The following is a 26,624-nucleotide window of genomic DNA, read 5'->3' on the forward strand; positions in this document are numbered from 1 at the left end:
GATAGGTATTATACCGTGATGCTTTTTGCCTTTTTTAACAACTATTATTTAGTGTAATACAATATTTACAGGAATCACAACAAATTAAACAAATCGAAAAGGAAGGTGTTTCGTTGGAACAGTTCATCTTTTGAATGTGTTATTGTGGTACTCCTAGGGAAATCAGCATAGGGAATACATGACTCATCATATTATATTTATTCTATGATTTCAGTCTGTCATTCACCCTATCCGGGGTTTTGATATAGGTTTTGCCTTTCAATTCTTCCATTTTTTTGAGTTGTTCATTTCCAAACTGAGATTTGTTTCCCTTAAACTCGATTTTCCAAATTCTTCCTTCCTTGGATTCCGAAATATAGAGCGCCCCATCTTTGTCCTGGGCCAAACCCATAGGTCTATATTTTGCATCCGGCATTGAAGCAATTGTGTCCGTTTTTGCAAAACCATCAGCGAAAACTTCCCAACTACCTGTAGGTCTTCCATTTTCAAAAGGAATAAAGGCTATAATATATCCTGCTTGTGGATAGGGTGTTCTGTTTGTGGATCCATGAAAGGCAACAAAAGCGCCGTTCTGATATCGTTCTGGAAATTGATTTCCTTTATAGAAAAGTAGGTCATTTGGAGCCCAGTGTGCGGGTAGCCCCATCAAAGGTTTTGTATATTCTTTTGCCTCCAGTTTTCCATCCCCACCATATTCCGGGGCGACCAACTTCTTACCTTGAAAATGGTCATAGTAACTATAGGGCCAACCATAATTATCCCCTTTTTTAATTTTCATGAACTCCTCTGCTGGAAGTACCGCTTGGTCCCATTCCGTATAGTCCTCAGGGGCATGGTTGTGTAGATAGTCCCGTCCGTGCTGCACCGCATATAGGGCATTGTCCTCGTTGTTCCAGGAGAAGGCAACGATGCTACGTATTCCCGTGGCATAAAGTTCACCATCCGTTTGAATTTGGTTTGGTTTGTTTTTGTCAAAACGCCAAATACTTCCTAGATATTCCAACATTGGGCAGGGCATATGGCCTTTTATCTTACCTTGGGAATTAGCGTCCTCACAAGCATTGGTAGGGGCTGAAAAAGTCACATACATAAAACCATCATTGTCAAAAGCCAATGATTTGGCATTGTGCCATCTTAGTGGGAAACGATCGGTAAGAATGACCTCTGGATTTGACTCGGGTATTAATTTATCGGGAGATAGTTTTTGTCTGTAAATTACCTGTTCAGAGCTAAAATATAAATAACCTTGGTGTATACGCATTTCCGTGGCAAACTTGCCGTCATTTGGATATCCGCCAAATCTTTGCACAATATCCGCCCTGCCATCGCCCGTCGTGTCCCTAAGTGCAATATTTCCCAGGGTACCTTCTGTCTCCCGTAATTTCACATAAATATCTCCGTTATCGTTTACTGCCAAATGTCTGGAGGGACCTATGCTGTCTACTACAGTTATTGCTGAAAATGAGCCGGGTAATATCAAACCTCCGTTTTTCTCCTTTTCTTCTGGATTTGTTTTTTTCCAGAAAATAACTTGTTTGGTTGGTTCCTTTTTTTGAATTGGTTTTCTCTGCTCTTTGCAACCAGTTAGCATTAAAACAGTTGCTATGAAGATTAACGGGATTCTCATTTGCATTTGCGGGAAGTTGAATTTATCCAATGGCCATGCAATATATTCATTTTGATGCTCAATCAAAACTACGCATAATGATCTTGAAAAACTACAGAGTCTTGGGCTAAATCAAAAGCCCAAAATATGAACTCTCCTTTAGATTGTGAAATTCCGGTGAGAAATGGGAGCTTATGACTAGATGCGGAATTTTCCGTGCTTCATAGCTGGGCTATGGAGGGGAAAAAGATAAAGTATAGATTCACTACTGCAATTTTTTAGTCAACATGAAAAAGTTTAAACTAATTCAATATTAAAGTTGTTTGAAGTCCAAACTAATAATGGGTGTAAATCCCCAAATTACCATGAAGATGTATATTACTCGTTGGAATCTTAAATTGATTCACTACAATGTATTGAGATATACAAAGGCCTTTATCAAATCTTCCTCTTCTTTAATCTTTATTTTGTTTTCCTTTAAGTACTTTTTTAAGGCTTCTTTGTCGCTTCCTTCCAATTGTTTTAATAATTTACTGTTTGAAAGCGGAATTTCATCTATACGGTTTACGCCTTCCTTTTGAAAATAGTACTCGGTAAATTGAGAGAATCGTGCGGGGACTGCTTTCACAAAAGAGTTGGGAGCAGGTTTGCCTTCTGTAAATTTAACACGGATCCTTCTGTAAAGGTCATAGGTGTTACCATCATTTAAGAGCAGCAAATAGCCATTCAATGTTTGGTTTTTTGATGTGACAAATGTTTTGAAAGATAGTTTTTTCCCATCGATTAAAAGGGAAATGTTTTTATCTCTTGATAGGCCCTTAACGCCTTCTTCTTCTAAAAGGGTGTTTTTAATCTCTATTTCTTCGTTCAAGGCATTGTATCGATAGAACATTCTTCCCATGTTCTCATCGTTGTAAAAAATATCCGTTTGTTTGAAGTTATTGGATACGTAGGGAGAGCCTTGAAATTCGTCATAATTTTTGGTTCGTTTGGCATCTCTACTGGCCATATCTCCTAATAGGGTATTTATTATCGCCGCACTTCCGTCCATAGACCCTCCTGAGGAAGCATTGCTTAGTGCTTGACCAGAGTATTGAGCTGTTAAAAAGGAGGTTGAAAGTGCAAGTGTGGCTAAAAGAAGTAATTTTTTCATGTTTATTTTAATTTTACTCTTATCTAAAGGTACTAAACTTTTTTTTGAAGGTTTTGGGTTTGAAGTTTAAATATTTTTATTTTAACAATGTATCAGATTTTGTGTTTAGTTTGATTAAAATTTCAATTTTAGCCCCTGTTTTTCATGGTAACTACATATTGTATTTAATTCGAATAATAAAAAAAAGCGGTTCCAATGTTGGAACCGCTTTTTTATCTATGTACGATTTGGAATTACAACTCCAAATCCAAACAATAATCGATAAGTCCTGTAGATGTTGCAGGTTCCGGACCTAAATCCAGAATAGTATTGCCATTTGCGGAGATTACTTGGAAGGTGACCTCTTCGTCAAAAGACCCTCCATTGTAAACAATTTGGATAGCCTGTGCGCCTGCTGGCACCTCAAAGGTCAATTCCTCTGTGGTTTCATCAGGATATGGTCCTCCGTTATCCAAGCTGTTTGTCAATGTGATTGGATCGTTGTCGTCGATAGTAATACTCAAATTACCGCCGTTCCAACCATCTCCATAGGAGTCGACGGTGATTACGGTCCAAGTACCTGCAGTAGGCACGATTGGGGCACAGATTACATTGGCCGTAAATCTAAACGGTGAGCTAAAAAAGCCACCGGTAAGGGTACCAGTATTCTGTCCGGAGGAAAACCTTCTCCCATCCTCGGCAACTAGTTCGAACCGCACCCTGTACTGATCTCCCGGTTCTACTGCATCCAAGGATACGCCTGCCGCACCCAAAATTTCAGTGACACCTGTACTGTAAGTAAATCCTTGAAGACCAAATTCGGTATCGTCAAAAGTACTTATGTTGGTAATAAGCCCTGATGCATCACCTGGTGTATCGCCGGTATTGTCGATGAATTCTCCGAAAACATCAACGCTAACAATTGTGGCGGATTCATCGGACTGTATTTCAAAGTTCCCTGTGAACGTACTGGCGGTGGAACCTTCTGCTACATCCGGGAAGGACGAGGACAGTGTTCGTAGCACAGCTCCCCTTGTAGTATCCGCGAGGACATCCGTGATGACACTCTCGTCTTCGGTACAACCCTGAAAAACAAGGGCCAAGGCTGCCAAAACTGTATAACTTATATTTTTGATTCTCATTGTCATAATGTTTTAAAATTAATTGGCTTGTGGAAACGCTGGACTGGCAGGATTGGTATCCCAAAATACCTGATTGGTCAAGTCCGCACGTTGTTGCAAGTTAGGATTGGTGATTACCTCGTCCTGTGGGTAGAAGAAAGATCTTGGGAACGGTCCCGGATCTGGTTCCCAACTTGGGGACAAGGTGGTAGGATATCCAGTTTTCCTGTAGTAGTTCCAGGCCTCCTGTGCACCTCCCCATTGGGCGATCCAATACTGTTCAGCAAAGATATCTTCCTGCGCATCTCCTGAAGCGGCCGTGAATGCCGCGACAGTATCGTCGATATAGTCGGAAACTTCCGTTTCGGTCGGTTCAAAGGATTTGTCGGCATTTCCGTCAACTGCACCAAATGTCTGAACCTTTGCAATGGATTTTTCCATGGCACTTCTTAAGAAGGCGGCCTTATCAGTTGCGCTTGTAGCCATCGCACCTCTCCAAAAATCTACATAAGAAGATAATATGATAGGCCTTATACCTGCTCCACCACCACCTTGGCCAAGGCCAATGGGTTCGAAACTGTTATCATCAAAACGTCCCGCAGCTGGATATACCCCGTAAGCGGTCTTAAAGAAGCCATCTGGGGGAGTTCCTTCATCGTTACCATGTGTTCTTCCCCAGTAACCATTAGGTACACTACAGAAAGTAAATCCGCCATCAACAAAGTGCTGAGGAACTGAGAATAGACTACAGCTAAGAAACTGTTCGTCCGGATCGGCGTCCGCTCCTGGAGTGGCTTCTACCTGACGGTAAAAATAGTACCGAATCCGCGGATCGTCCTTAACCAACATTGTTTCCATCAACCAGTTGCTCAAATAACCTCCAGCACCAGTTGGGCTATAGTCATTGGCGTATTCTGGATGTCTTGTGTCTGGCTGTAATACCCTTGTGCCGTATTGGAACTGGAAGTCATCTTCTACGTCTGATATGAAGTTATCATCAGCAATAACCGCATTGAAGGCAGCAGTATTTCCCGTCAAGAAATAAGTTCTTAAACGAATGGAGTTGATCAATTTGATCCATTTGCTGCTATCGCCTCCATAATAGAAATCATCCGCTCCCTGTGTTGGAGGGTTTGTGGCGAATAATGCCTCTGCCTCGTCCAAAAGGGATAATGCGCCATCATAAACCACTGGACCGTCATCCAACACTGGCGCAGGGAATTCATCAGGATTTCCGGCTTGAGTAAACGCAGCTTGTCCAATGAAGTCCGTAAGTAACAATAAGGAGTACGCTTTAATTGTTTGTCCAACTGCCACATGAAAATCGTAGTTGATGTCACTTGCTGCATTGATTTGTTGTAATGCATCTACGTTCGTGAAAAGACCTACATCAACTGCTGATCCCGCCAAGTTGAACTCACTACTGTAGGTACGCGCCCATACGCTGTTCATAACACCACCTTGGAAGTTGTTGAAGTAGATACGCCCTGTCATATATTCTATTCTGGTGAGCTGGGCGCTTAAATCACTGAATCGTTCCATATTGGATACTGCAGCTAATTGAATCGAGTTCAATATCAGATTAGGGTCCGCCTGACTGATCGCCAGGTCGTTTGGACTGACTCTAAGGTCCAAATCCGTGGTTTCACAGGCATTGAATACAAGCCCTGTAAAAGCAACTGTTAAAACTGTTTTTAATATTTTTTTCATTTTAGCAAATTTTATAATTAAAAGGATGCAGTCACTGTCAATCCATACCTGCGGCTACTTGGCCCGTTCAAGAAATCGAAGCCCCTTGCATTTCCGATACCTGCACCAGCTACGTTGGGGTCAAAATTGGCACCATCTGGCATGTTATAGGCATCGTACCAAAGGTTGAACCCTTGTACGGTAAAGCCCAGCTTGCTGAACGGTGTCCTATCTAGGTACTTGCTAGGTAGGTTATATGTTAGGGAAACCTCTTGCAATCTAATTACAGAAGCATCGTATACTTGTAATTCGGTAGGACCGAACAAGACGTTGCTAAAGAAATACTGCGAGTTGTTGATCTGCAAATCATTGGGTTGTCCCGTGGCCTGTCTGATGCCCGGTAAGATATAGGTATTCTCCCTATTTACGGTTTCCTTTATCAATCCCCGGCCTTGCAATAAGGCTACGGTATTGGCAACCATGTCACCTCCTGCGGTATGGCTTATCTGGAAGCCCAACCTCCAGTTTTTATAACTTAGAGTATTTATAAAGTTCATCACGTAATCCGGTACCGCATCCCCGATAATTGGCACGTTTCCATCAGCATCTACCTGAGTGGTAATATAGTTACCGGCCTCATCTATAAGTAAGTTTCCACTGGCATCACGAGCAACGGCATTACCTACGATACTTCCAAGAGACTCTCCCTTAATTGCGGCGTTACCCCCAATATCCAAATCCGTGGAACCGGCATAGATGATGATATCCTGCTCTTGTTCCTCAACGGTCTCTTTGTTAGAGAAGAAATTCACGTTGGATTTCCAGCTAAAACCATCAGGGTTTCTAAAGATATCCACACCCAAATCCGCTTCGTATCCGATGTTGCTGATCTGGCCTATGTTACTTTGTGTAAAGGTGAAGCCAGTTGAGGGAGAAAGTGGCTCACGCACAATTAGGTCATCCGTAGTCCTGTTATAATAGGTGAAGTCCAAGGATACCCTGTTTTGGAATAAACGTGTTTCTAAACCAAGCTCGAATTCCTTCAACAACTCGGGCTTTAAATTTGGATTTGCCTTAAAGTTCGCGATTTGGTTGGTCGTTACACCACCATCCTCACCGTACACCAAGGTATTCTGTTCTGCAATACTCAAGGTAGGGTATCCAGTTGGGAAATTAGCGGAAGTACCGTAACCAGCCCGTAACTTCATGTAGTTGATTCCTTTTTCAGAACGTAGGCCTGTAAAAGCGGCCGTTGGGATAAAGGATAAACTCGCCCCTGGATAGGTTAAACTTCTATTTTCGGTAATCAAGTTACTTACCCAGTCCGTTCTACTACTTACGTTTAGGAACAGGAAGTTGTCATAGTCAAAGCTCACATCCCCAAAGACACCTACGATATTTCTTTTTTGGCTTCTTTGGATCGGTTGCTGGTTCAAGTAGTTATAGTGGCGCTTGATACCGTACACGATCTGTCCTATACTGGAAACACCCTGTCTGTCAAAGAAATCGGAACGAGCGTTGGCACCTACGTTGAACGTCATGCCGATTTTTTCACTTAAGTCGTAATTACCGCTTAATGAGGCAAAGTGGTCCCAGATGGTGTTGTTGTTGTCATAGGTATCCAAGAATCCAAAAATATCACTCTGCTGGTCCACACCACCTTTATTTGAGGCGTTTTCGTTGCGTTCGTTATAGAAATCTAGACCGGTACGCCATGTAGCGGCCAAATTGTCATTGATGTCATAAGTCAATGAAGCATTCCAAAATACCCTGTTGGTCAATTGGCGGTTGGTCACGTTCTTGGCCAACCATCTCGGGTTCACAATATCGTTCCCGTTACGGTAGTAGACACTTCCACCGGTAATCGGGTTTTCGAAAGGTAAGCCCATCAAATCAACACTGATCGGGGTGAACATTACGTGTCCATAAACAGATACGCCACTTACACCACCGTTACCCAAACTAGCGGCAATCGGAGGAGATTTGTAATCAGTGCGCGCATAGTTCATGGTGGCCGCAATCGTAAATTTATTGGATAGTTTTGACCTACCACCAACCGAGAAGTTCATCCTATTTGTAGAGTTCCCAGGAGTAAAGCCAATATCGTTCAAATATCCAAGGTTTGCGTTGTAGGTGGTATTCCCATCCTCTGAGGCCCCCTGGAAGTTTACCGAGGTATTGGTGGCATATCCGGGTTTGAAGAAATTCTTGACAGATTCGTATGGCTGCCAAGCATATCTTGCCCCCTGTAACTCTGGGAATGCGGCCCTAGTAGCGGCTACGGCAGTCGTGGAATAGGGATGTTCCAAGGTTCCGTTCTCGTCTATCAAGGCCTGTCTCCCCCATCCGGAAACACCGCCTTCATCAAAACTGGGTCCCCAGTTACTGAAGAACCAACCAAATTGCTGGTCAAATCCATTTCCATATTGGAACTGATAATCCGGTAAGGACGCGAACTCGTTAACAAAATAGGACTGGTTGACAGTAATTTCATTTTTTTTAGATCCTCCGGTACCCGCACCAGCTTTCGTGGTAATCAATATAACCCCGTTCTTACCCAATGTACCGTATAAAGTGGTAGCGGCAAGACCTTTCAACACTTCTACATTGGCAATGTTGTTTGGGTCTATGTCCAAAAACCTTGAAGAACCCGTGTTTCCACTAAGGAACGCTGGATTAGATGGGTCATTGGCATCGGCGCTGGTTCCTACGTTGGTGTCATTACTAAAGGGGACGCCGTCCACGATAAAAAGTGCTTGGTTACTCCCGCTAAATGAACTTAGACCACGAATGGTTACGTTCGTAGCGGAACCGGACATACCACCTGCAGCGGTGATATTGACCCCGGCAGCTTTACCCGCCAAGATACGGGCAACGTCACCTTCGGTCCTGTTTTCAATGGATTCCGCCCCAACAGAGGTCACGGCATAACCCAAAGCTTTTTTCTCCCTTTTGATCCCTTGACCTGTAACTACAACCTCTTCTAGGGCTTGGGCATCCTCCTGCATCTGTACATTAAGGGTGTTAGATGCGCCAACGGTCTGCTTTATTTCGCGCATACCTATGTAGGTAAAGGCAAGGGTTTGTCCAGCACTCGCAGTGATACTGTAATTTCCATCAAAATCAGTTTGGGTACCCGTAGTTGTGCCTTCAACCACAATGTTTACACCAGGGAGAGGTAAGCCATCCTGGTCTGTAACCGTACCGGAAACTGTTTTTTCTTGTGCATAGGATATATGCACAATCAACACTAATAATAGCGTCAACAATCCATTTAGTTTTGTTCTCATTTTTTAATTATTTGAATTAGCTAGCAGCAAAAATCACAAAATGGCGTTAATAATCCAAGTGAATTTTAATAAAACTTTAAGAAGTAGAAGGATTCTTAGGAGTTATAGATTAAACACTATTGGGATTTTATATAATGTAATATAACAGCTCGAATTATGAGAATTCCATAATTCTTTTGAACTCACCGTGTGATAAATAGTCGAAATAATTTTAGGATTTTTAGTAATCTTCTAATTGTTTTGTTTGTCTTCTTAAGTGTTGGGCTCGGCAAGGAGGTCATGATTTTTAAGGGGTTTAAAAAAGTTTCCAAAATTATTGGCTTGTGGTTTGTTTTAAAGTTAAATATCACTACATTTGCCGACCCTTAAATAAAGGGTAGTTTTTTATACATATTTATATAGTATGCCAACAATTTCACAATTAGTACGAACAGGAAGGGCCACAATTACCAAGAAGAGTAAATCGGCTGCTTTGGATTCGTGTCCTCAAAGAAGGGGGGTATGTACTCGAGTATATACTACAACTCCTAAAAAGCCAAACTCGGCAATGCGTAAAGTTGCAAGGGTAAGGTTGACAAACGGGAAAGAGGTGAACGCCTACATTCCTGGTGAGGGTCACAATTTGCAAGAGCACTCGATAGTATTGGTAAGAGGCGGAAGAGTTAAGGATTTGCCAGGGGTTAGATATCATATCGTTCGTGGAGCATTGGACACAGCAGGTGTGGCCGGTAGAACACAACGTAGATCTAAATATGGTGCTAAACGTCCTAAAAAGTAAATAACACTTTTTAATAAGAAGTAATGAGAAAAAGACAGGCAAAGAAAAGACCACTTTTACCAGATCCAAGGTTTAATGACCAGTTGGTGACCAGATTTGTCAACATGATGATGTGGGACGGTAAGAAATCTGTGGCGTTCAGTGTTTTTTACGATGCTATCGATATCGTTGAGGCCAAGAAAACAGATGACGAAAAATCAGCTTTAGAGCTGTGGAAGGATGCTTTGAGCAATGTGATGCCCCATGTGGAGGTAAGAAGTAGAAGGGTAGGAGGTGCAACTTTTCAAATACCGATGCAAATTCGTCCAGACAGAAAGATTTCAACAGCAATGAAGTGGTTGATAAGCTATGCGCGAAAACGAAACGAGAAAGGGATGTCCCAGAAACTGGCCGCCGAAATTTTAGCAGCTGCGAAGGAAGAAGGTGCAGCTGTTAAGAAAAGGGTGGATACCCATAAAATGGCGGAAGCGAATAAAGCATTTTCCCACTTTAGATTTTAATCAGAGAAATGGCAAGAGATTTAAAATTAACTAGAAACATAGGAATTGCTGCGCATATAGATGCGGGTAAAACAACAACTACGGAACGTATCCTTTTTTATACAGGCGTTAGCCATAAGATTGGTGAAGTTCATGACGGTGCCGCTACGATGGACTGGATGGAGCAAGAGCAGGAGCGTGGTATAACTATTACTTCTGCTGCTACTACGTGTGAATGGGTTTTTCCTCGAGTTAATGGAGAGCCAACTGAGGACTCAAATAGTTATCATTTTAATATAATAGATACTCCGGGCCACGTGGATTTCACTGTGGAGGTTAACAGGTCTTTGCGTGTATTGGATGGTTTGGTTTTCTTGTTTAGTGCAGTTGATGGTGTTGAGCCCCAATCTGAAACTAACTGGAGGCTAGCTGATAATTACAAGGTTCCTAGAATTGGATTTGTGAATAAAATGGACCGTCAAGGTTCGAATTTCCTTGCAGTGTGTAACCAAGTGAAAGAAATGTTAGGTTCGAATGCCGTTCCTATTGTTCTGCCAATTGGTGAGGAAGCAGATTTTAAAGGAATTGTCGACTTGGCCAAAAACCGTGCAATCGTTTGGCATGAGGATAACTTTGGATCAACTTTCGATGTTATCGATATTCCTGAGGATATGCAGGCCGAAGTCAAAGAATATAGGGCTGCCTTGATCGAAGCCGTTGCGGAATATGATGAAGAGTTGATGGAGAAATTCTTCGAGGATGAGGAATCAATCACGGAGGAGGAAGTTCACGCTGCTTTAAGGGCTGCCGTAATGGATAGGGCCATTATTCCCATGATTTGTGGTTCTTCCTTTAAAAATAAAGGTGTCCAATTCTTGTTGGATGCAGTATGTAGGTATTTACCATCTCCTTTAGATAAGGATGCCATTGAAGGTACGAATCCTGATACTGGCGCTATAATTACCCGTAAACCGGATGTAAAGGAGCCATTTGCCGCTTTAGCATTTAAAATAGCTACCGACCCTTTTGTAGGTCGCTTGGCTTTCTTCAGAACATATTCAGGTAGATTGGAGGCAGGTTCTTATATATTGAACAATAGATCGGGAAAGAAAGAACGTATATCCCGTATTTATCAGATGCATTCCAATAAGCAAAATGCAATCGATTTTATCGAGGCTGGGGATATCGGGGCAGCGGTTGGTTTTAAAGATATTAAGACTGGTGATACAATGTCAGATGAAAAGCATCCGATTGTTCTTGAAAGTATGAACTTTCCGGATCCTGTAATCGGTATTGCTGTGGAGCCTAAAACAAAGGCAGATGTTGATAAATTGGGTATGGCCTTGGCAAAACTTGCCGAGGAAGATCCAACGTTCCAGGTGAAAACGGATGAAGCTTCAGGACAAACCATTATCTCAGGTATGGGTGAGCTTCACTTAGATATTATCGTTGACCGTCTGAGAAGGGAGTTTAAAGTAGAGGTGAACCAAGGTCAGCCACAAGTTGAGTACAAGGAGGCTATTACAAAAGCTGCAGATCATAGGGAGGTTTACAAGAAGCAATCCGGTGGTCGTGGTAAGTTTGCTGATATCGTCTTCACGATGGAGCCAGCTTCCGATGAGGAAAAAACAGGCTTGGAGTTCGTGAACGAAGTTAAAGGAGGTAATGTGCCTAAAGAATACATCCCAGCGGTTGAGAAAGGATTTAGGGAAGCCATGAAGAATGGTCCTTTGGCCGGATTTGAAATGGATAGTATGAAAGTGACTCTTAAGGACGGGTCGTTCCACCCTGTGGATTCTGATTCCCTATCCTTCGAGTTGGCAGCTAAAATGGGCTATAAGGCCGCCGCGAAAGCTGCAAGAGCTGTGTTGATGGAGCCAATTATGAAGCTGGAAGTTATTACTCCTGAAGAGAATATGGGTGATATCGTGGGTGATTTGAACCGACGAAGAGGTCAGGTAAGCAATATGTCAGACCGTGCAGGAGCCAAGGTTGTTAAGGCAACCGTACCGTTGTCTGAAATGTTTGGTTATGTTACTTCTTTAAGAACTCTTTCTTCTGGTAGGGCGACATCGACCATGGAGTTTTCACACTACGCCGAAACACCTTCCAATATATCCGAGGAGGTTATCAAGGCGGCAAAAGGTATAACAGCATAATTAAAGGTAATGAGTCAGAAAATTAGAATAAAGCTTAAGTCTTACGATCACAACTTGGTGGATAAGTCTGCTGAAAAAATCGTAAAAACGGTAAAGACTACCGGTGCTGTTGTAACGGGGCCAATTCCTTTACCAACCCATAAGAAAATATTCACAGTATTGCGTTCGCCGCACGTGAATAAAAAGTCAAGAGAGCAGTTCCAATTGAGTTCGTACAAAAGACTATTGGATATTTATAGCTCTTCATCCAAAACTATTGATGCCCTGATGAAGTTGGAACTTCCTAGCGGTGTTGAGGTAGAGATTAAGGTTTAGTAAGACTCGATTCTCTTTGTTTAAGAAGTGAATCGCTAGTCAAACAAACACTGAGTGCATACGAAGTGTCTGTGACAAAGTCAAGAGGGTTCCGAAACATTCGGAATATACATGTCCTGAGCTGCGAGCGAGGGAAAAACGGAGATAAAATAATTTCAGGGTTGAATTATTTTTGACCCTATTTTTTTGAATAGTTTTTAATAAATAGTAATTAATAAATAAAGTATGTCTGGGTTAATAGGAAAAAAAGTAGGCATGACCAGCATTTTTGACGAGAATGGAAAAAACGTTCCATGTACCGTTATTGAGGCTGGGCCATGTGTAGTTACCCAAGTCAGAACCGAAGAGGTGGACGGGTATAATGCCCTTCAACTTGGTTTCGATGACAAGGCAGAAAAGCGTGCTAACAAGGCCGAAACCGGTCACTTTAAAAAAGCAGGTGCTTCTCCCAAGAAAAAGGTCATTGAGTTCCAAGGATTTGAAGGAGAGTACAAATTAGGGGACACTCTAAGTGTTGATTTGTTTGTAGAAGGAGAATTTGTGGATGTTATTGGTACATCTAAAGGTAAAGGATTTCAAGGTGTTGTAAAAAGACACGGTTTTGGCGGTGTTGGTCAGTCAACACATGGTCAACACAACAGATTAAGGGCTCCTGGGTCCATTGGTGCAGCTTCTTATCCGGCTAGGGTTTTCAAAGGAATGAAAATGGCTGGTAGAATGGGTGGTGAAAGGGTGACCGTTCAAAACCTTAGAGTTTTAAAAGTGGTTCCGGAGAAAAACCTTTTGGTGGTAAAAGGATGTGTTCCCGGTCACAAAAATGGGTACGTAACTATTCAAAGATGGCAATAATGAAGGTAGCAGTATTAGATATTAAAGGAAAAGATACGGGTAGAAAGGCTGAGCTTTCTGACAGCGTATTCGGAATAGAGCCAAATGAACATGCCGTCTACTTGGATGTTAAGCAATTTTTGGCCCATCAAAGACAGGGTACCCATAAAGCTAAGGAACGTGGTGAAATAGCTGGGAGTACCAGAAAGATAAAGAAGCAAAAAGGAACAGGAACCGCTAGGGCAGGTAGTATCAAATCTCCTGTTTTTAGAGGCGGGGGTAGAATTTTTGGACCTAGACCTAAGGACTATTCTCAAAAACTGAATAAGAATCTTAAGCGTTTGGCAAGAAAATCTGCTTTAAGTATTAAGTCAAAGGAGAATGCAATCATAGTAGTGGAGGACTTTGATTTTGACACACCAAAGACTAAGGATTTTGTAAATGTTTTAAAGTCGTTAGGGCTAGAGAACAAAAAGTCCTTAATAGTGTTGGGCGATTCAAATAAAGGCGTATATTTGTCATCTCGTAATTTCAAGGGTTCTGATGTTGTAACCAATTCAGGGTTAAGTACTTACAAAATATTAAATGCATCAAGCGTTGTATTGTTGGAGGGCTCACTAGAAGGAATCGAATCAAATTTAAATAATAAGTAGAATCATGAGCGTGTTGATAAAACCAATTATAACGGAAAAGATGACCGCTGAAGGCGAGTTGAACAACCGTTATGGTTTCCTAGTTGATCCGAAGGCCAACAAGATTCAGATTAAGGATGCGGTGGAAGCTACTTATGGTGTTTCGGTGAAGAAAGTTAGAACGATGAATTATGGGCCATCTAGAAAGACCAGATATACAAAAACTGGTGTGCAGCATGGAAAGACAAACGCTACAAAGAAGGCAATTGTCGATGTTGTGGAAGGTGATATAATTGATTTTTACAGTAATCTATAAAGACAAGGAATGTCAGTTAGAAAATTAAAACCAATCACTCCTGGACAGCGTTTTAGAGTAGTAAATGGGTTTGACGCCATTACTGCTGATAAGCCGGAGAAGAGCTTACTTGCTCCGTTAAAAAAGTCGGGAGGTAGAAACAGTCAAGGAAAGATGACCATTCGCCAAAAGGGAGGTGGTCATAAAAGAAGGTACCGTGTAATCGATTTCAAAAGGGATAAGCAAGATGTGACAGCTATCGTAAAGTCGATTGAGTATGATCCAAATAGAACGGCATTTATTGCGTTGTTGGAGTATGCTGATGGTGAGAAGAGATATGTTATTGCCCAAAATGGTTTGAAGGTTGACCAGCAGGTTTCTGCCGGTACAGGTTCTGCCCCAGAAATTGGAAATGCTTTGCCTCTCGGTGAAATTCCTTTGGGTACCATTATTTCCTGTATCGAGTTACGTCCTGGACAAGGTGCTGTGATGGCTAGGAGTGCCGGTACTTTTGCTCAGTTGATGGCAAAGGATGGGAAATTTGTAACCGTAAAAATGCCTTCTGGTGAAACAAGATTGGTTTTATCTGCTTGTATGGCTACCGTTGGTGCTGTTTCAAACTCTGATCATCAGTTGTTGGTGTCTGGTAAAGCCGGTAGAAGTAGATGGTTGGGTAGAAGGCCTAGAACAAGGCCAGTTGCTATGAACCCTGTTGATCATCCAATGGGAGGTGGTGAAGGTAGGGCTTCAGGAGGTCACCCAAGATCAAGAAATGGTGTACCTGCTAAAGGTTATAGAACTCGATCTAAGACCAAGAGTACCAATAAGTATATAATAGAACGTAGAAAGAAATAAAAAGTAGAAAGAAATGGCACGTTCACTAAAAAAAGGACCTTACGTTCATTACAGTTTAGAAAAGAAGATTCAGGAAAGTGTTTCTTCCGGTAAGAAGTCCGTAATAAAAACATGGTCCAGGGCATCAATGATAACTCCGGATTTTGTAGGACTTACAATTGCTGTGCATAATGGGAAACAATTTGTACCTGTTTTCGTAACCGAGAACATGGTTGGACATAAATTAGGAGAATTTTCACCAACAAGGTCTTTTAGAGGTCATGCAGGTGCAAAGAATAAAGGTAAGAAGTAAGCTATGGGAGTTCGTAAAAAACAAATGGCCGAAAGAATTAAGGCTGAAAAGCAGAAAGTAGCTTTCGCTAAATTGAACAACTGTCCAACATCACCACGGAAAATGAGATTGGTTGCCGATTTAGTTCGTGGCGAGAAGGTAGAAAGGGCTTTGGCTATATTGAGATTCAATCCTAAGGAAGCTTCGAGAAAGTTGGAAAAATTGTTGTTATCCGCTTTGGCCAATTGGCAAGCCAAGAACGAGGATGCCAGTTTAGAAGACGCTGATTTGGTTGTTTCCGAAATTCGTGTGGACAGTGGGGCAATGCTCAAAAGGTTGCGTCCTGCTCCTCAAGGAAGGGCACATAGGATAAGAAAACGTTCAAACCACGTAACCTTGGTTTTAGGGTCTAATACAAATACAGAAAGCTAGAATGGGACAGAAAACAAATCCAATAGGAAATCGTCTAGGAATTATCAGGGGATGGGAGTCCAACTGGTACGGTGGAAATGATTACGGCGATAAGTTGGCAGAGGATGATAAGATTAGAAAGTATATCCATGCTAGGCTTTCTAAGGCAAGCGTTTCCAGGGTTATTATCGAAAGAACCCTTAAACTTATAACGGTTACCGTAACTACGGCAAGACCTGGAATTATAATAGGTAAAGGCGGGCAAGAGGTAGATAAGTTGAAGGAAGAGCTTAAAAAGATTACCAATAAGGAAGTCCAGATAAATATCTACGAAATTAAGAGACCTGAGTTGGATGCCAATCTTGTTGCTGCCAGTATTGCACGTCAAATCGAGAGCCGAATTTCTTTTAGGAGAGCAATTAAAATGGCGATTGCCGCTGCTATGAGGATGAATGCGGAAGGTATTAAAGTACAGATATCCGGTCGTTTGAATGGTGCGGAAATGGCACGTTCAGAATCTTACAAAGAAGGTAGAATTCCATTGTCCACTTTCAGGGCTGATATAGACTATGCTTTACAAGAAGCTCAAACTACTTATGGAAAATTGGGTATTAAGGTTTGGATTATGAAAGGTGAAGTTTATGGAAAAAGGGAACTTTCTCCATTAACTGGAATGCAAAAAGGACAGGCCTCCAAACCCGGTAAACAAGAAGGTGCAAGAAAGCCACGTCGTAGAAAGTAATAACTAAAGAAGTAGAGAAAAATGTTACAACCAAAAAGAACTAAGTTCCGAAAAATGCAGAAAGGCCGGATGAAAGGTATTGCCGGCAGAGGGCATCAACTTTCTAATGGTATGTTCGGAATAAAATCTATGGACTCTTCTTTTTTGACTTCCCGTCAAATTGAAGCCGCTCGTATTGCAGCTACAAGATATATGAAAAGGGAAGGTCAACTATGGATAAAAATTTTTCCAGACAAGCCTATTACCAAAAAACCTTTGGAGGTGCGTATGGGTAAAGGAAAGGGTGCGCCTGAATACTTTGTGGCCGTTGTAAAGCCAGGTAGAGTGATGTTCGAAATTGCCGGTGTGTCAATTGACATAGCCAAAGAGGCACTTAGACTTGCGGCTCAGAAGCTACCGGTACGAACAAAATTCATTGTTGCAAGAGATTATACAGTTGACAATTAATCGTAGGAAATCATGAAAAATCAAGAAATAAAGGAGTTGTCTGTTGAAGGGCTTACGGAAAAACTTGCAGAGTATAAGAAGCAACATGCAGATTTAAAAATGGCTCATTTTGTGACTCCATTGGAAAACCCTCTTCAAATTAGAAAAGTAAGAAGAACGGTTGCAAGATTGGCTACTGAATTAACTAAAAGGGAAAACCAATAATTGGTTCTGCTTTATGGAAAAAAGAAACTTAAGAAAAGAGAGAATTGGGGTAGTAACCAGCGACAAGATGGAAAAGTCCATTGTTGTTTCTGAGGTTAAGAGAGTTAAACACCCTATGTACGGTAAGTTCGTTTTGAAAACAAAGAAATATGTTGCCCATGACGAAAAGAACGATTGCAATATCGGCGATACCGTAAAGATTATGGAGACACGTCCTATGAGCAAGACCAAGTGTTGGAGGTTAGTAGAAATCTTAGAAAGAGCCAAATAAGTTATGTTACAGCAAGAATCTAGATTAAAGGTAGCGGATAATACCGGAGCTAAGGAAGTTTTAACTATCCGTGTTCTAGGTGGTACAAAAAGAAGATACGCTTCCATTGGGGATAAAATCGTAGTTACCGTAAAGGAAGCTACTCCAAACGGAGGTATAAAAAAGGGTGCGGTTTCTACAGCCGTGGTTGTTAGGACCAAAAAGGAGGTAAGAAGACCGGATGGTTCTTATATCCGATTTGATGACAATGCATGTGTATTGTTGAATCCAGCAGGTGAAATGCGAGGTACGCGTGTTTTCGGCCCCGTAGCGAGAGAGCTAAGGGACAAGCAGTTCATGAAAATTGTTTCATTGGCCCCCGAGGTACTATAATTAGACTAGTAAAATGAAGAAGTTAAAGATAAAAACAGGAGATACGGTAAGGGTCGTTGCCGGAGACCATAAAGGTTCTGAAGGTAAGGTTATGTCCGTAAATCTTGAAAAAAATAAAGCGATTGTAGAGGGAGTGAATATGGTTTCCAAACATGAAAAACCAAGTGCACAAAACCCCCAAGGTGGTATCGTTAAAAAGGAAGCCTTGATCCATATTTCCAATTTATCGTTGATCGACTCAAAATCTGGTGAAACTACGAGAGTAGGTTACGAGGTGAGAGACGGAAAAAAGGTTAGAGTTGCCAAGAAATCAAATGAAGTAATTTAGTTATGGCTTACGTTGCAAGATTAAAGAAAGAATATAAAGACCGTATCGTAGCGGCCTTGACCGAAGAATTTGGTTACAAGAACGTAATGCAGGTTCCAAAACTCAAGAAGATTGTTGTGAGTAGGGGTGTTGGTGCTGCTGTGGCCGATAAAAAACTCATTGATCATGCTGTGGATGAGATGACAATGATTACGGGTCAAAAGGCAGTGGCTACCATGTCTAAAAAGGACGTTGCGGCTTTCAAACTAAGAAAAGGTATGCCGATAGGTGCTAAGGTGACACTGAGAGGAGACCGGATGTATGAATTTTTGGATAGATTGGTTACTTCGGCCCTTCCTAGGGTTAGGGATTTTCAAGGAATTAAGGCCACTGGTTTTGATGGACGTGGTAACTATAACCTTGGAATCACGGAGCAAATCATTTTCCCAGAGATCAATATTGATAAGATTAACAGAATCAATGGGATGGATGTGACATTTGTAACCTCTGCCGAAACGGATAAGGAAGCAAAATCATTATTAACGGAATTAGGATTACCTTTTAAAAAGAACTAGGATGGCTAAAGAATCAATGAAAGCCCGTGAGAGAAAAAGGGCAAAGGCTGTAGCTAAATATGCTGAAAAACGTAAAGCTTTAAAGGAAGCTGGAGATTATGAGGCGCTACAGAAATTGCCAAGAAATGCCTCTCCGGTACGTATGCACAACAGGTGTAAACTTACCGGAAGACCTAAAGGTTACATGAGGACTTTTGGTATCTCTAGGGTAATGTTCAGGGAAATGGCAAACCAAGGTTTGATACCTGGGGTTAAAAAAGCCAGCTGGTAAAATAAATTGAATAACTGGTTTCAGGTTTAGCAAAAGGCTAAAAACCGTCACCGAATTATATATAAATGGTAACAGATACTATAGCAGATTATCTAACAAGGATTAGAAATGCGAGTAGGGCAGGACACAGAGTTGTTGAAATCCCTGCGTCGAATTTGAAAAAGGAAATTACTAAAATATTATTCGATCAAGGATATATTTTAAGTTATAAGTTCGAGGATGACAAAGTTCAAGGTACTATAAAAATTGCCTTGAAATACGATAAATTAACCAAAGAACCTGTAATTAAGAAAATAGAGCGTATTAGTAAGCCAGGTTTGAGAAAGTATGCTTCCAACGCTAACTTGCCTAGGGTCCTCAATGGATTGGGTATTGCGATTGTTTCAACGTCTCACGGTGTTATGACGAGTAAGCAAGCCAAGGCGGAGAACGTTGGTGGGGAGGTTTTATGCTACGTATATTAATAGAAAAAGAGTTAGAAGATGTCTAGAATAGGAAATAATCCGATAGCAATTCCAGAAGGCGTAACCATAGAGGTCAAGGATAAGGAAATTACCGTTAAAGGGAAATTAGGTGAATTGACTCAAGAGTTCTCTGGAGTAGATATAAAAATAGAAGACGGGCAGGCATTTGTAACAAGGCCGTCTGACTCTAAAGAGCATAAAGCAAAGCATGGTCTGTACAGAGCATTGGTATTGAATATGGTGAAGGGTGTGTCACAAGGATGGACCAAGGAATTGGAATTGGTAGGTGTAGGTTATAGAGCAAGTAACCAAGGTCAAAAACTTGATTTGGCTTTAGGTTTTTCCCACAATATTATTTTCGACTTGGCACCAGAGGTAAAAGTTGAGACCATATCAGAAAAAGGTAAGAACCCTATTGTAAAACTAACTTCACACGATAAGCAGTTGGTTGGGCACATTGCGGCGAAGATTAGATCCTTCCGTAAGCCAGAGCCTTACAAAGGAAAAGGTGTCAAATTTGTTGGTGAACAATTAAGAAGAAAAGCAGGTAAATCGGCTTAATAAAAGTATTATGGGATTATCAAAAACACAAAGAAAGTATAGAATTCGAAGGAGAATCCGCAAGGTTTCCAATGGAACTGCCGAAAGGCCAAGATTATCCGTCTTTAGAAGCAACAGCGAAATCTATGCACAATTGATAGATGATGTGAAAGGTGTTACTTTGGCGGCTGCTTCCTCCAGAGACAAGGATATCGCATCGGCAAAAGGAAACAAAACGGAAATTGCTGCTCTTGTAGGTAAGGCGATTGCAGAAAAATCTAAGGCTGCCGGTATAGAAAAGGTAGCTTTTGATAGGGGCGGAAACCTTTACCATGGAAGGGTTAAGTCCTTGGCAGAGGGTGCAAGGGAAGCAGGTTTAAAATTCTAAATAATAGGTATGTTCCAGAAGTACAAAAATGTAGAAACAGTTAAACCAGGAGGTTTAGATTTAAAGGATAGATTGGTGGGCGTTCAGCGTGTTACCAAAGTTACGAAAGGTGGTAGGGCATTTGGTTTTTCTGCTATCGTAGTTGTTGGCGATGAAAATGGAGTGGTAGGACACGGTCTTGGTAAATCAAAAGAGGTGGCTACCGCAATCGCAAAGGCCATTGAGGACGGAAAAAAGAATTTGATTCGTATTCCTTTGAACAAAGGTACTTTGCCTCATGAGCAAAAAGGTAAATATGGTGGTGCTCGAGTTTACATTCAACCTGCATCGCATGGTACAGGTGTGATTGCCGGTGGAGCAGTTAGGGCGGTATTAGAGGCCGTGGGTGTTCACGATGTATTATCTAAATCTCAAGGATCTTCGAATCCTCACAATGTAGTAAAGGCAACTTTTGACGCATTATTACAATTAAGGAATGCCAAAACAATTTCACAACAGAGGGGAGTTTCCTTGGAGAAGGTTTTTAAAGGTTAAGACAGTTAATTATGGCAAAAATTAAAGTAAAACAAGTAAAGAGCGGTATTAAGAAGCCACAGAACCAAAAAAGGACGTTGCAAGCTCTTGGATTGAAAGGAATAGGTCAGGTTGTTGAACATGATGCAACACCTAATATTCTTGGAATGATAAATAAAGTTAAACATTTGGTTTCTACCGAAGAAGCTTAAACATAAATCTAATGAACTTAAGTAATCTAAAACCTGCAGAAGGTTCCGTTAATAGAGAGGGTAAACGTTTAGGTAGAGGACAAGGCTCAGGTAAAGGTGGTACCGCTGCAAGAGGGCATAAAGGTGCTAAATCTAGATCTGGTTACTCAAAAAAAATTGGGTTCGAAGGTGGTCAGATGCCCTTGCAGAGACGAGTTCCCAAGTTTGGTTTTACCAACATAAATAGAAAGGACTACAAAGGAATAAACCTTGGAAAATTACAGGAGTTAGTAGATAACAAAGTAATTGAGAGTTCAGTTTCCTTCGAAACTTTGGTCGAAAACGGCATTGTAGGAAAAAATGACTTAGTTAAAATATTAGGAGGCGGTGAACTAAAGACCGCTCTAAAGGTATCGGTACATAAATTTACTGCTTCCGCAAAAGCTGCTATCGAGGCTGCGGGTGGTGAAGCAATAAGTTTATAAGTATATACGGGAACATGAAGAAATTTATAGATACAATATCCAATATTTGGAAAATAGAGGAGCTAAGGAGTAGGATACTAATTACTCTTGGGCTTCTTTTGGTGTATAGGTTTGGTTGTCAAATCGTTCTTCCAGGTATTGATTCTACCCAATTAGGTGGTTTGGCCGATGGTACTGACCAAGGTATTTTTGGTCTACTTAACGCTTTTACGGGAGGGGCATTTGCGAATGCGTCTATTTTTGCCTTGGGTATCATGCCTTATATATCGGCCTCTATCGTAGTCCAATTAATGGGTATTGCCATACCGTATCTTCAGAAATTACAAAAGGAAGGGGAAAGTGGTAGAAAGACTATTAATCAGATTACACGTTGGTTGACCATTGGTATTTGTATTGTTCAAGCTCCTGCTTATTTATATGGTCTAGGTGCATTTGGTGTTCCTGATAGTGCCTTTATATTGGGTAAAGGTTTGGATTTTATGATTCCGGCAGTTATTATATTGGTTTCGGGCTGTGTTTTTGCAATGTGGTTGGGTGAGAAAATCACCGATAAGGGCATTGGAAACGGTATTTCTTTATTGATTATGATTGGTATCATAGCCACGATGCCGCAATCTTTTGTACAGGAGTTTGTTTCCAGGACAACCAATAATAACGGTGGACTTATGTTCATTCTGATTGAAGTTATTGTTTGGTTCTTAGTGATTTTGGCAAGTGTATTGTTGGTAATGGCCACCAGGCAGATACCCGTTCAGTATGCTAGAAGGACCGCTTCCGGAGGATATGAAAAGAACGTAATGGGATCTAGACAATATATTCCTTTAAAGCTTAATGCTTCTGGAGTAATGCCCATAATTTTTGCACAGGCAATTATGTTCGTTCCTGGTATGATCGGTGGTGCTTTTGATGATACAACTTTTGGACAGTGGATGCAGGTACAATTCAGTGATATTTTTGGTTGGGCCTACAACTTGTTATTTGCTTTCCTTATTATAATTTTTACCTACTTCTACACCGCTATTACCGTACCTACCAATAAAATGGCGGATGACTTGAAACGTAGTGGAGGTTTTATTCCAGGAATTAGACCTGGAAAGGAAACTGGCGATTATTTGGATAAAATAATGTCATTAATTACGTTACCTGGATCAATATTTTTAGCTTTGCTGGCCGTTTTACCAGCCATCGTCGTAAAATTATTGGATGTACAGGCCGGATGGGCACTATTTTATGGTGGAACTTCCCTTTTAATTATGGTAGGGGTTGCAATCGACACTGTGCAACAGGTGAATTCATATCTATTGAATAGACATTACGATGGATTGATGAAAACCGGAAAAAATAGAAAAGTAGCATAATTTATGGCCAAACAAGCAGCGATAGAACAAGATGGATCCATTATAGAGGCATTGTCTAACGCAATGTTCCGAGTTGAATTGGAAAATGGACATGTAGTTACAGCGCATATTTCAGGTAAGATGCGTATGCATTATATCAAATTATTACCTGGAGATAAGGTCAAATTGGAAATGAGTCCTTATGACCTTACAAAAGCAAGAATTACTTATAGATACTAAGATAGCATGAAAGTAAGAGCATCAGTAAAAAAGAGAAGTGCCGACTGTAAGATTGTTCGCAGGAAAGGCAGATTGTACGTAATCAACAAAAAGAATCCTAGATTTAAACAAAGACAAGGGTAATTATGGCAAGAATCGCGGGTATTGATATACCAAAACAAAAAAGAGGCGTAATCGCCTTGACCTATATTTACGGGATAGGAAAGAGCAGGGCCAAGGAAATTTTGAGTAAAGCCCAAGTTAGTGAGGATACTAAAGTTTCTGATTGGAACGATGATGAGATAGGTCGTATTAGGGATGCAGTTTCTTCCTTTACTATAGAAGGTGAGTTACGCTCCGAGATTCAATTGAATATTAAGCGTTTAATGGACATTGGATGTTACAGGGGTATACGTCATAGAGCTGGCTTGCCATTAAGGGGTCAACGTACAAAGAACAACTCTAGGACCAGAAAAGGAAAGAGAAAAACAGTTGCTAACAAGAAGAAAGCAACTAAATAATAATCAATAGTAGTCATTAGTATTTAGACGTTAGAAGAATCTGTTTGAAATGTAAAAGTCTAGGATTCCAATAACTTAAAACTAACAACTAGAAACTAAAAAAATATGGCAAAGGCTAATACGAAAGTAGTAAAAAAGCGTAAAGTTATCGTTGATTCCGTGGGAGAGGCACATATAAATGCCTCATTCAATAATATAATCATTTCTTTGACTAATAAAAAAGGTGATGTTATTTCTTGGTCATCGGCAGGAAAATTAGGATTCAGGGGGTCTAAGAAGAACACACCTTATGCTGCGCAAGTTGCGGCAGAGGATTGTTCAAAAGTTGCCCATGAAGCAGGTTTGAGAAAAGTGAAGGTTTTTGTGAAGGGACCTGGAAATGGTCGTGAATCCGCTATCCGCTCCATACACAATTCTGGAATTGAGGTAACTGAAATCATAGATGTTACACCAATGCCTCACAATGGGTGCAGACCTCCAAAAAGAAGACGAGTTTAATTAAGTATTAATATTTCACCGAAGGTGTAATTACGATTATCGAAGGATAAGCCTTAATTCATAATCCCACCTTCATAATTTTAGAAAATGGCAAGATACACAGGACCTAAATCAAAAATCGCCCGAAAATTTGGTGAGGCGATATTCGGGGACGATAAATCCTTTGAGAAAAAAAATTACCCTCCAGGACAACATGGAAGCAACAGGCGTAGAGGAAAGCAGTCTGAGTATTCCGTACAGTTGATGGAAAAACAAAAAGCTAAATATACCTACGGTATTCTGGAAAAGCAGTTTAGAAACCTTTTCGCCACTGCCAAAAGAAAAGAAGGTGTTACGGGTGAGATTCTTTTGCAATTATGTGAGAGCCGCTTGGATAACGTGGTGTTCAGAATGGGAATTTCCCCTTCAAGAAGCGGTGCCAGACAATTGGTTTCCCATAGACATATCACAGTGAACGGCGATATCGTAAATATTCCTTCCTATACATTAAAGGCAGGAGACGTTGTAGGTGTTAGGGAAAAATCCAAGTCTTTACAAAGTATTCAGGATTCACTTTCGGCAAACAGTAGTGTTTACGAATGGATTACTTGGAATAGCGAAAAAAAGGAGGGGACATTCGTTTCCGTTCCGGAGAGACTTCAGATTCCTGAAAACATCAAAGAACAATTAATCGTCGAGCTTTACTCAAAATAAAAACAACACTGATCCAATTATGGCATTATTTAATTTTCAGAAACCCGATAAAGTAATAATGATCGATTCCTCAGACTTCGAAGGAAAGTTCGAATTTCGTCCTTTGGAGCCTGGTTATGGATTAACTGTTGGGAATGCACTTAGAAGGGTGTTGCTTTCTTCCTTGGAAGGCCATGCCATTACATCCGTAAGGATTGATAAAGTAGAACATGAGTTCTCAGTGATTTCGGGTGTTGTAGAAGATGTGACCGAAATTATCCTAAACTTAAAACAAGTTCGTTTCAAGAAGCAGATCGAAGATTCTGAGGCTGAAGTCGTTTCCATTTCAGTTAGTGGTAAGGAACAATTGACTGCCGGGGATTTCCAAAAGTTCATCTCTGGTTACCAAGTGCTTAATCCAGACTTGGTCATTTGTAACATGGACCCCAAGATCAGTATAAATATGGAAATTACCATAGATAAGGGTAGGGGATATGTTCCTGCTGAAGAAAACAAGAAGTCCGGTGCTCCAATTGGAACAATAGCTGTCGACTCTATCTTTACGCCGATCAAGAACGTAAAGTATAGCATAGAGAACTATCGTGTTGAGCAAAAGACCGACTATGAAAAATTGGTTTTTGAGATTGTATCCGATGGTTCCATACATCCTAAGGATGCCCTAACGGAGGCTGCCAAGGTATTGATCCATCATTTCATGTTGTTCTCTGATGAGCGTATTACGCTTGAAGCCGATGAAATCGCGCAAACGGAAACCTATGATGAGGAATCCCTGCACATGAGACAGTTGTTGAAGACCAAATTGGTTGATATGGACCTTTCTGTACGTGCCTTGAACTGTCTAAAGGCAGCGGAGGTGGATACCTTGGGAGATTTGGTTTCTTTCAACAAAAACGATTTGATGAAGTTTAGAAACTTCGGAAAAAAATCCCTTACAGAGCTTGAGGAGTTGGTAATCAACAAAGGACTGAGCTTTGGAATGGATCTTTCAAAATACAAATTAGATAAGGATTAATTAATCATATTTTGCTCCTCGTTCGACCGAGTTTGGTAGCAAGATGATAATACTATAATAATGAGACACGGTAAAAAAGTTAACCATTTAGGAAGAAAATCGGCGCATAGAAAGGCTATGTTGGCCAACATGGCATGTTCTTTAATTGAGCATAAAAGAATCAATACAACGGTTGCAAAGGCTAAAGCTTTAAAGCAATTTATTGAGCCATTGATTACAAAATCCAAAGCTGAAAATAATCAATCCGCAGAAAAAGGTACGCACAACAGACGTATCGCTTTTAAAAACCTTCGTGATAAATATGCCGTGTCTGAATTGTTCAGCGTTGTTGCTGAAAAGGTCGCCGATAGACCTGGTGGTTATACTAGAATCATCAAATTGGGAAATAGATTGGGTGATAACGCGGATATGGCCATGATAGAGTTGGTTGATTTCAACGAACTATACAATGCCGGTAAGCCTAAGAAAAAATCTACTAGAAGAAGTAGAAGAGGTGGAAAGAGTTCAGGTGCCGATGCTCCTAAAGCAGAGGAGACAGAAGTGAAGGAAGTAGTTGCAGAGGAAGCGGCTCCGGAAGTCGAGACTGCCCCAGAAGCTGAATCACAGCCTGAAAACGAGGTAAAAAAAGAGGATGACTCAAAAGAGTAACATGTCAATAAATATTGATAATTATAAAAGGATAGGTCTTACAGCCTATCCTTTTTTTATGTTTT

Annotated in this window: 37 protein-coding genes; 32 read left to right on the forward strand and 5 right to left on the reverse strand. The window is 40.9% G+C overall.

Annotated features, from left to right (window positions below; genetic code table 11):
• Window positions 1-202 precede the first annotated feature (202 nt).
• From FEK29_RS14200 to FEK29_RS14220, 5 genes are all read right to left on the reverse strand, one after another.
• Window positions 203-1,627, reverse strand: coding sequence for a PQQ-dependent sugar dehydrogenase (locus FEK29_RS14200; protein ID WP_138259103.1), 1,425 nt, complete (start codon window positions 1,625-1,627; stop codon window positions 203-205).
• A 385-nt stretch (window positions 1,628-2,012) separates the two neighbouring features.
• Window positions 2,013-2,759, reverse strand: coding sequence for a hypothetical protein (locus FEK29_RS14205; protein WP_138259104.1), 747 nt, complete (start codon window positions 2,757-2,759; stop codon window positions 2,013-2,015).
• 233 nt (window positions 2,760-2,992) lie between these two features.
• Window positions 2,993-3,880 carry a hypothetical protein gene (locus tag FEK29_RS14210; RefSeq protein WP_138259105.1) on the reverse strand — a complete coding sequence of 296 codons (888 nt, stop codon included), beginning with the start codon at window positions 3,878-3,880 and terminating at the stop codon, window positions 2,993-2,995.
• Window positions 3,881-3,898: 18 nt separating this feature from the next.
• Window positions 3,899-5,569, reverse strand: a complete 1,671-nt coding sequence (locus FEK29_RS14215) for a SusD/RagB family nutrient-binding outer membrane lipoprotein (RefSeq protein WP_138259106.1) — start codon at window positions 5,567-5,569, stop codon at window positions 3,899-3,901.
• A gap of 17 nt (window positions 5,570-5,586) precedes the next feature.
• Window positions 5,587-8,838 (reverse strand): SusC/RagA family TonB-linked outer membrane protein, encoded by a 3,252-nt coding sequence (locus FEK29_RS14220; RefSeq protein ID WP_138259107.1) that lies wholly within the window; start codon window positions 8,836-8,838, stop codon window positions 5,587-5,589.
• Between the two features lie 403 nt (window positions 8,839-9,241).
• Between FEK29_RS14220 and rpsL the strand changes: the two genes are divergently transcribed.
• The 32 genes from rpsL (at window position 9,242) to rplQ (ending at window position 26,559) form a co-directional block, all read left to right on the forward strand.
• Window positions 9,242-9,616 carry a 30S ribosomal protein S12 gene (gene rpsL, locus FEK29_RS14225; RefSeq protein WP_027078345.1) on the forward strand — a complete coding sequence of 125 codons (375 nt, stop codon included), beginning with the start codon at window positions 9,242-9,244 and terminating at the stop codon, window positions 9,614-9,616.
• Between the two features lie 23 nt (window positions 9,617-9,639).
• Window positions 9,640-10,116 (forward strand): 30S ribosomal protein S7, encoded by a 477-nt coding sequence (gene rpsG / locus FEK29_RS14230; RefSeq protein ID WP_138259108.1) that lies wholly within the window; start codon window positions 9,640-9,642, stop codon window positions 10,114-10,116.
• 8 nt (window positions 10,117-10,124) lie between these two features.
• A complete protein-coding gene (gene fusA, locus FEK29_RS14235) occupies window positions 10,125-12,254 on the forward strand; it encodes an elongation factor G (protein ID WP_138259109.1) in 2,130 nt (709 codons plus the stop codon).
• Between the two features lie 9 nt (window positions 12,255-12,263).
• Complete coding sequence (gene rpsJ / locus FEK29_RS14240) at window positions 12,264-12,569, forward strand: 30S ribosomal protein S10 (protein WP_007094989.1); 306 nt, start codon at window positions 12,264-12,266, stop codon at window positions 12,567-12,569.
• 225 nt (window positions 12,570-12,794) lie between these two features.
• The gene (gene rplC / locus FEK29_RS14250; protein ID WP_138259110.1) at window positions 12,795-13,418 is read left to right on the forward strand and encodes a 50S ribosomal protein L3; all 624 of its coding nucleotides are present in this window, start codon (window positions 12,795-12,797) and stop codon (window positions 13,416-13,418) included.
• Window positions 13,418-14,050: a 50S ribosomal protein L4 gene (gene rplD, locus FEK29_RS14255; protein WP_138259111.1), complete on the forward strand. Its 633-nt coding sequence runs from the start codon at window positions 13,418-13,420 to the stop codon at window positions 14,048-14,050. Before rplC ends, rplD begins: the two co-directional genes overlap by 1 nt.
• A gap of 4 nt (window positions 14,051-14,054) precedes the next feature.
• Complete coding sequence (rplW, locus tag FEK29_RS14260) at window positions 14,055-14,345, forward strand: 50S ribosomal protein L23 (RefSeq protein ID WP_138259112.1); 291 nt, start codon at window positions 14,055-14,057, stop codon at window positions 14,343-14,345.
• Window positions 14,346-14,354: 9 nt separating this feature from the next.
• Window positions 14,355-15,179 carry a 50S ribosomal protein L2 gene (gene rplB, locus FEK29_RS14265; protein ID WP_138259113.1) on the forward strand — a complete coding sequence of 275 codons (825 nt, stop codon included), beginning with the start codon at window positions 14,355-14,357 and terminating at the stop codon, window positions 15,177-15,179.
• A 13-nt stretch (window positions 15,180-15,192) separates the two neighbouring features.
• A complete protein-coding gene (rpsS, locus tag FEK29_RS14270) occupies window positions 15,193-15,471 on the forward strand; it encodes a 30S ribosomal protein S19 (protein ID WP_138259114.1) in 279 nt (92 codons plus the stop codon).
• A gap of 3 nt (window positions 15,472-15,474) precedes the next feature.
• Window positions 15,475-15,882: a 50S ribosomal protein L22 gene (rplV, locus tag FEK29_RS14275; RefSeq protein ID WP_138259115.1), complete on the forward strand. Its 408-nt coding sequence runs from the start codon at window positions 15,475-15,477 to the stop codon at window positions 15,880-15,882.
• Between the two features lies 1 nt (window position 15,883).
• Window positions 15,884-16,603 (forward strand): 30S ribosomal protein S3, encoded by a 720-nt coding sequence (rpsC, locus tag FEK29_RS14280; RefSeq protein WP_138259116.1) that lies wholly within the window; start codon window positions 15,884-15,886, stop codon window positions 16,601-16,603.
• Window positions 16,604-16,624: 21 nt separating this feature from the next.
• A complete protein-coding gene (gene rplP / locus FEK29_RS14285; protein WP_138259117.1) occupies window positions 16,625-17,050 on the forward strand; it encodes a 50S ribosomal protein L16 in 426 nt (141 codons plus the stop codon).
• 12 nt (window positions 17,051-17,062) lie between these two features.
• A complete protein-coding gene (gene rpmC, locus FEK29_RS14290) occupies window positions 17,063-17,254 on the forward strand; it encodes a 50S ribosomal protein L29 (RefSeq protein WP_094996004.1) in 192 nt (63 codons plus the stop codon).
• Between the two features lie 13 nt (window positions 17,255-17,267).
• Window positions 17,268-17,525, forward strand: coding sequence for a 30S ribosomal protein S17 (gene rpsQ / locus FEK29_RS14295; RefSeq protein ID WP_094996003.1), 258 nt, complete (start codon window positions 17,268-17,270; stop codon window positions 17,523-17,525).
• Between the two features lie 3 nt (window positions 17,526-17,528).
• Window positions 17,529-17,897 (forward strand): 50S ribosomal protein L14, encoded by a 369-nt coding sequence (gene rplN / locus FEK29_RS14300; protein WP_027064819.1) that lies wholly within the window; start codon window positions 17,529-17,531, stop codon window positions 17,895-17,897.
• Window positions 17,898-17,910: 13 nt separating this feature from the next.
• Window positions 17,911-18,225, forward strand: coding sequence for a 50S ribosomal protein L24 (gene rplX / locus FEK29_RS14305; RefSeq protein ID WP_138259118.1), 315 nt, complete (start codon window positions 17,911-17,913; stop codon window positions 18,223-18,225).
• A 2-nt stretch (window positions 18,226-18,227) separates the two neighbouring features.
• Complete coding sequence (rplE, locus tag FEK29_RS14310) at window positions 18,228-18,779, forward strand: 50S ribosomal protein L5 (protein WP_094996001.1); 552 nt, start codon at window positions 18,228-18,230, stop codon at window positions 18,777-18,779.
• Between the two features lies 1 nt (window position 18,780).
• Window positions 18,781-19,050 carry a 30S ribosomal protein S14 gene (gene rpsN, locus FEK29_RS14315; RefSeq protein ID WP_138259119.1) on the forward strand — a complete coding sequence of 90 codons (270 nt, stop codon included), beginning with the start codon at window positions 18,781-18,783 and terminating at the stop codon, window positions 19,048-19,050.
• Between the two features lie 65 nt (window positions 19,051-19,115).
• On the forward strand, window positions 19,116-19,514 hold the full coding sequence (rpsH, locus tag FEK29_RS14320) for a 30S ribosomal protein S8 (RefSeq protein WP_138259120.1): 399 nt from the start codon (window positions 19,116-19,118) through the stop codon (window positions 19,512-19,514).
• Between the two features lie 18 nt (window positions 19,515-19,532).
• Window positions 19,533-20,075: a 50S ribosomal protein L6 gene (rplF, locus tag FEK29_RS14325; RefSeq protein ID WP_138259121.1), complete on the forward strand. Its 543-nt coding sequence runs from the start codon at window positions 19,533-19,535 to the stop codon at window positions 20,073-20,075.
• Between the two features lie 10 nt (window positions 20,076-20,085).
• Window positions 20,086-20,442, forward strand: coding sequence for a 50S ribosomal protein L18 (gene rplR, locus FEK29_RS14330; protein ID WP_138259122.1), 357 nt, complete (start codon window positions 20,086-20,088; stop codon window positions 20,440-20,442).
• 9 nt (window positions 20,443-20,451) lie between these two features.
• The gene (gene rpsE, locus FEK29_RS14335) at window positions 20,452-20,976 is read left to right on the forward strand and encodes a 30S ribosomal protein S5 (RefSeq protein WP_138259123.1); all 525 of its coding nucleotides are present in this window, start codon (window positions 20,452-20,454) and stop codon (window positions 20,974-20,976) included.
• 11 nt (window positions 20,977-20,987) lie between these two features.
• Window positions 20,988-21,167 (forward strand): 50S ribosomal protein L30, encoded by a 180-nt coding sequence (gene rpmD / locus FEK29_RS14340; RefSeq protein ID WP_138259124.1) that lies wholly within the window; start codon window positions 20,988-20,990, stop codon window positions 21,165-21,167.
• A gap of 11 nt (window positions 21,168-21,178) precedes the next feature.
• Window positions 21,179-21,631, forward strand: a complete 453-nt coding sequence (gene rplO / locus FEK29_RS14345; RefSeq protein WP_138259125.1) for a 50S ribosomal protein L15 — start codon at window positions 21,179-21,181, stop codon at window positions 21,629-21,631.
• A 14-nt stretch (window positions 21,632-21,645) separates the two neighbouring features.
• The gene (gene secY / locus FEK29_RS14350; RefSeq protein WP_138259126.1) at window positions 21,646-22,989 is read left to right on the forward strand and encodes a preprotein translocase subunit SecY; all 1,344 of its coding nucleotides are present in this window, start codon (window positions 21,646-21,648) and stop codon (window positions 22,987-22,989) included.
• Between the two features lie 3 nt (window positions 22,990-22,992).
• Entirely contained in the window at window positions 22,993-23,208 is a 216-nt protein-coding gene (gene infA, locus FEK29_RS14355; protein ID WP_013305172.1) for a translation initiation factor IF-1, read from the forward strand.
• Window positions 23,209-23,214: 6 nt separating this feature from the next.
• Window positions 23,215-23,331, forward strand: a complete 117-nt coding sequence (gene ykgO, locus FEK29_RS14360; protein WP_013305171.1) for a type B 50S ribosomal protein L36 — start codon at window positions 23,215-23,217, stop codon at window positions 23,329-23,331.
• Between the two features lie 2 nt (window positions 23,332-23,333).
• The gene (rpsM, locus tag FEK29_RS14365; protein WP_138259127.1) at window positions 23,334-23,708 is read left to right on the forward strand and encodes a 30S ribosomal protein S13; all 375 of its coding nucleotides are present in this window, start codon (window positions 23,334-23,336) and stop codon (window positions 23,706-23,708) included.
• 105 nt (window positions 23,709-23,813) lie between these two features.
• Window positions 23,814-24,206 carry a 30S ribosomal protein S11 gene (gene rpsK / locus FEK29_RS14370; protein ID WP_138259128.1) on the forward strand — a complete coding sequence of 131 codons (393 nt, stop codon included), beginning with the start codon at window positions 23,814-23,816 and terminating at the stop codon, window positions 24,204-24,206.
• Between the two features lie 87 nt (window positions 24,207-24,293).
• Window positions 24,294-24,899: a 30S ribosomal protein S4 gene (gene rpsD, locus FEK29_RS14375; protein ID WP_099546251.1), complete on the forward strand. Its 606-nt coding sequence runs from the start codon at window positions 24,294-24,296 to the stop codon at window positions 24,897-24,899.
• A gap of 19 nt (window positions 24,900-24,918) precedes the next feature.
• Window positions 24,919-25,911: a DNA-directed RNA polymerase subunit alpha gene (locus FEK29_RS14380; protein WP_125221120.1), complete on the forward strand. Its 993-nt coding sequence runs from the start codon at window positions 24,919-24,921 to the stop codon at window positions 25,909-25,911.
• 60 nt (window positions 25,912-25,971) lie between these two features.
• Entirely contained in the window at window positions 25,972-26,559 is a 588-nt protein-coding gene (gene rplQ, locus FEK29_RS14385; protein WP_138259129.1) for a 50S ribosomal protein L17, read from the forward strand.
• The last annotated feature ends 65 nt before the right edge of the window (window positions 26,560-26,624 follow it).

This window comes from Maribacter aurantiacus, from assembly GCF_005780245.1.
GTDB lineage: Bacteria > Bacteroidota > Bacteroidia > Flavobacteriales > Flavobacteriaceae > Maribacter > Maribacter flavus.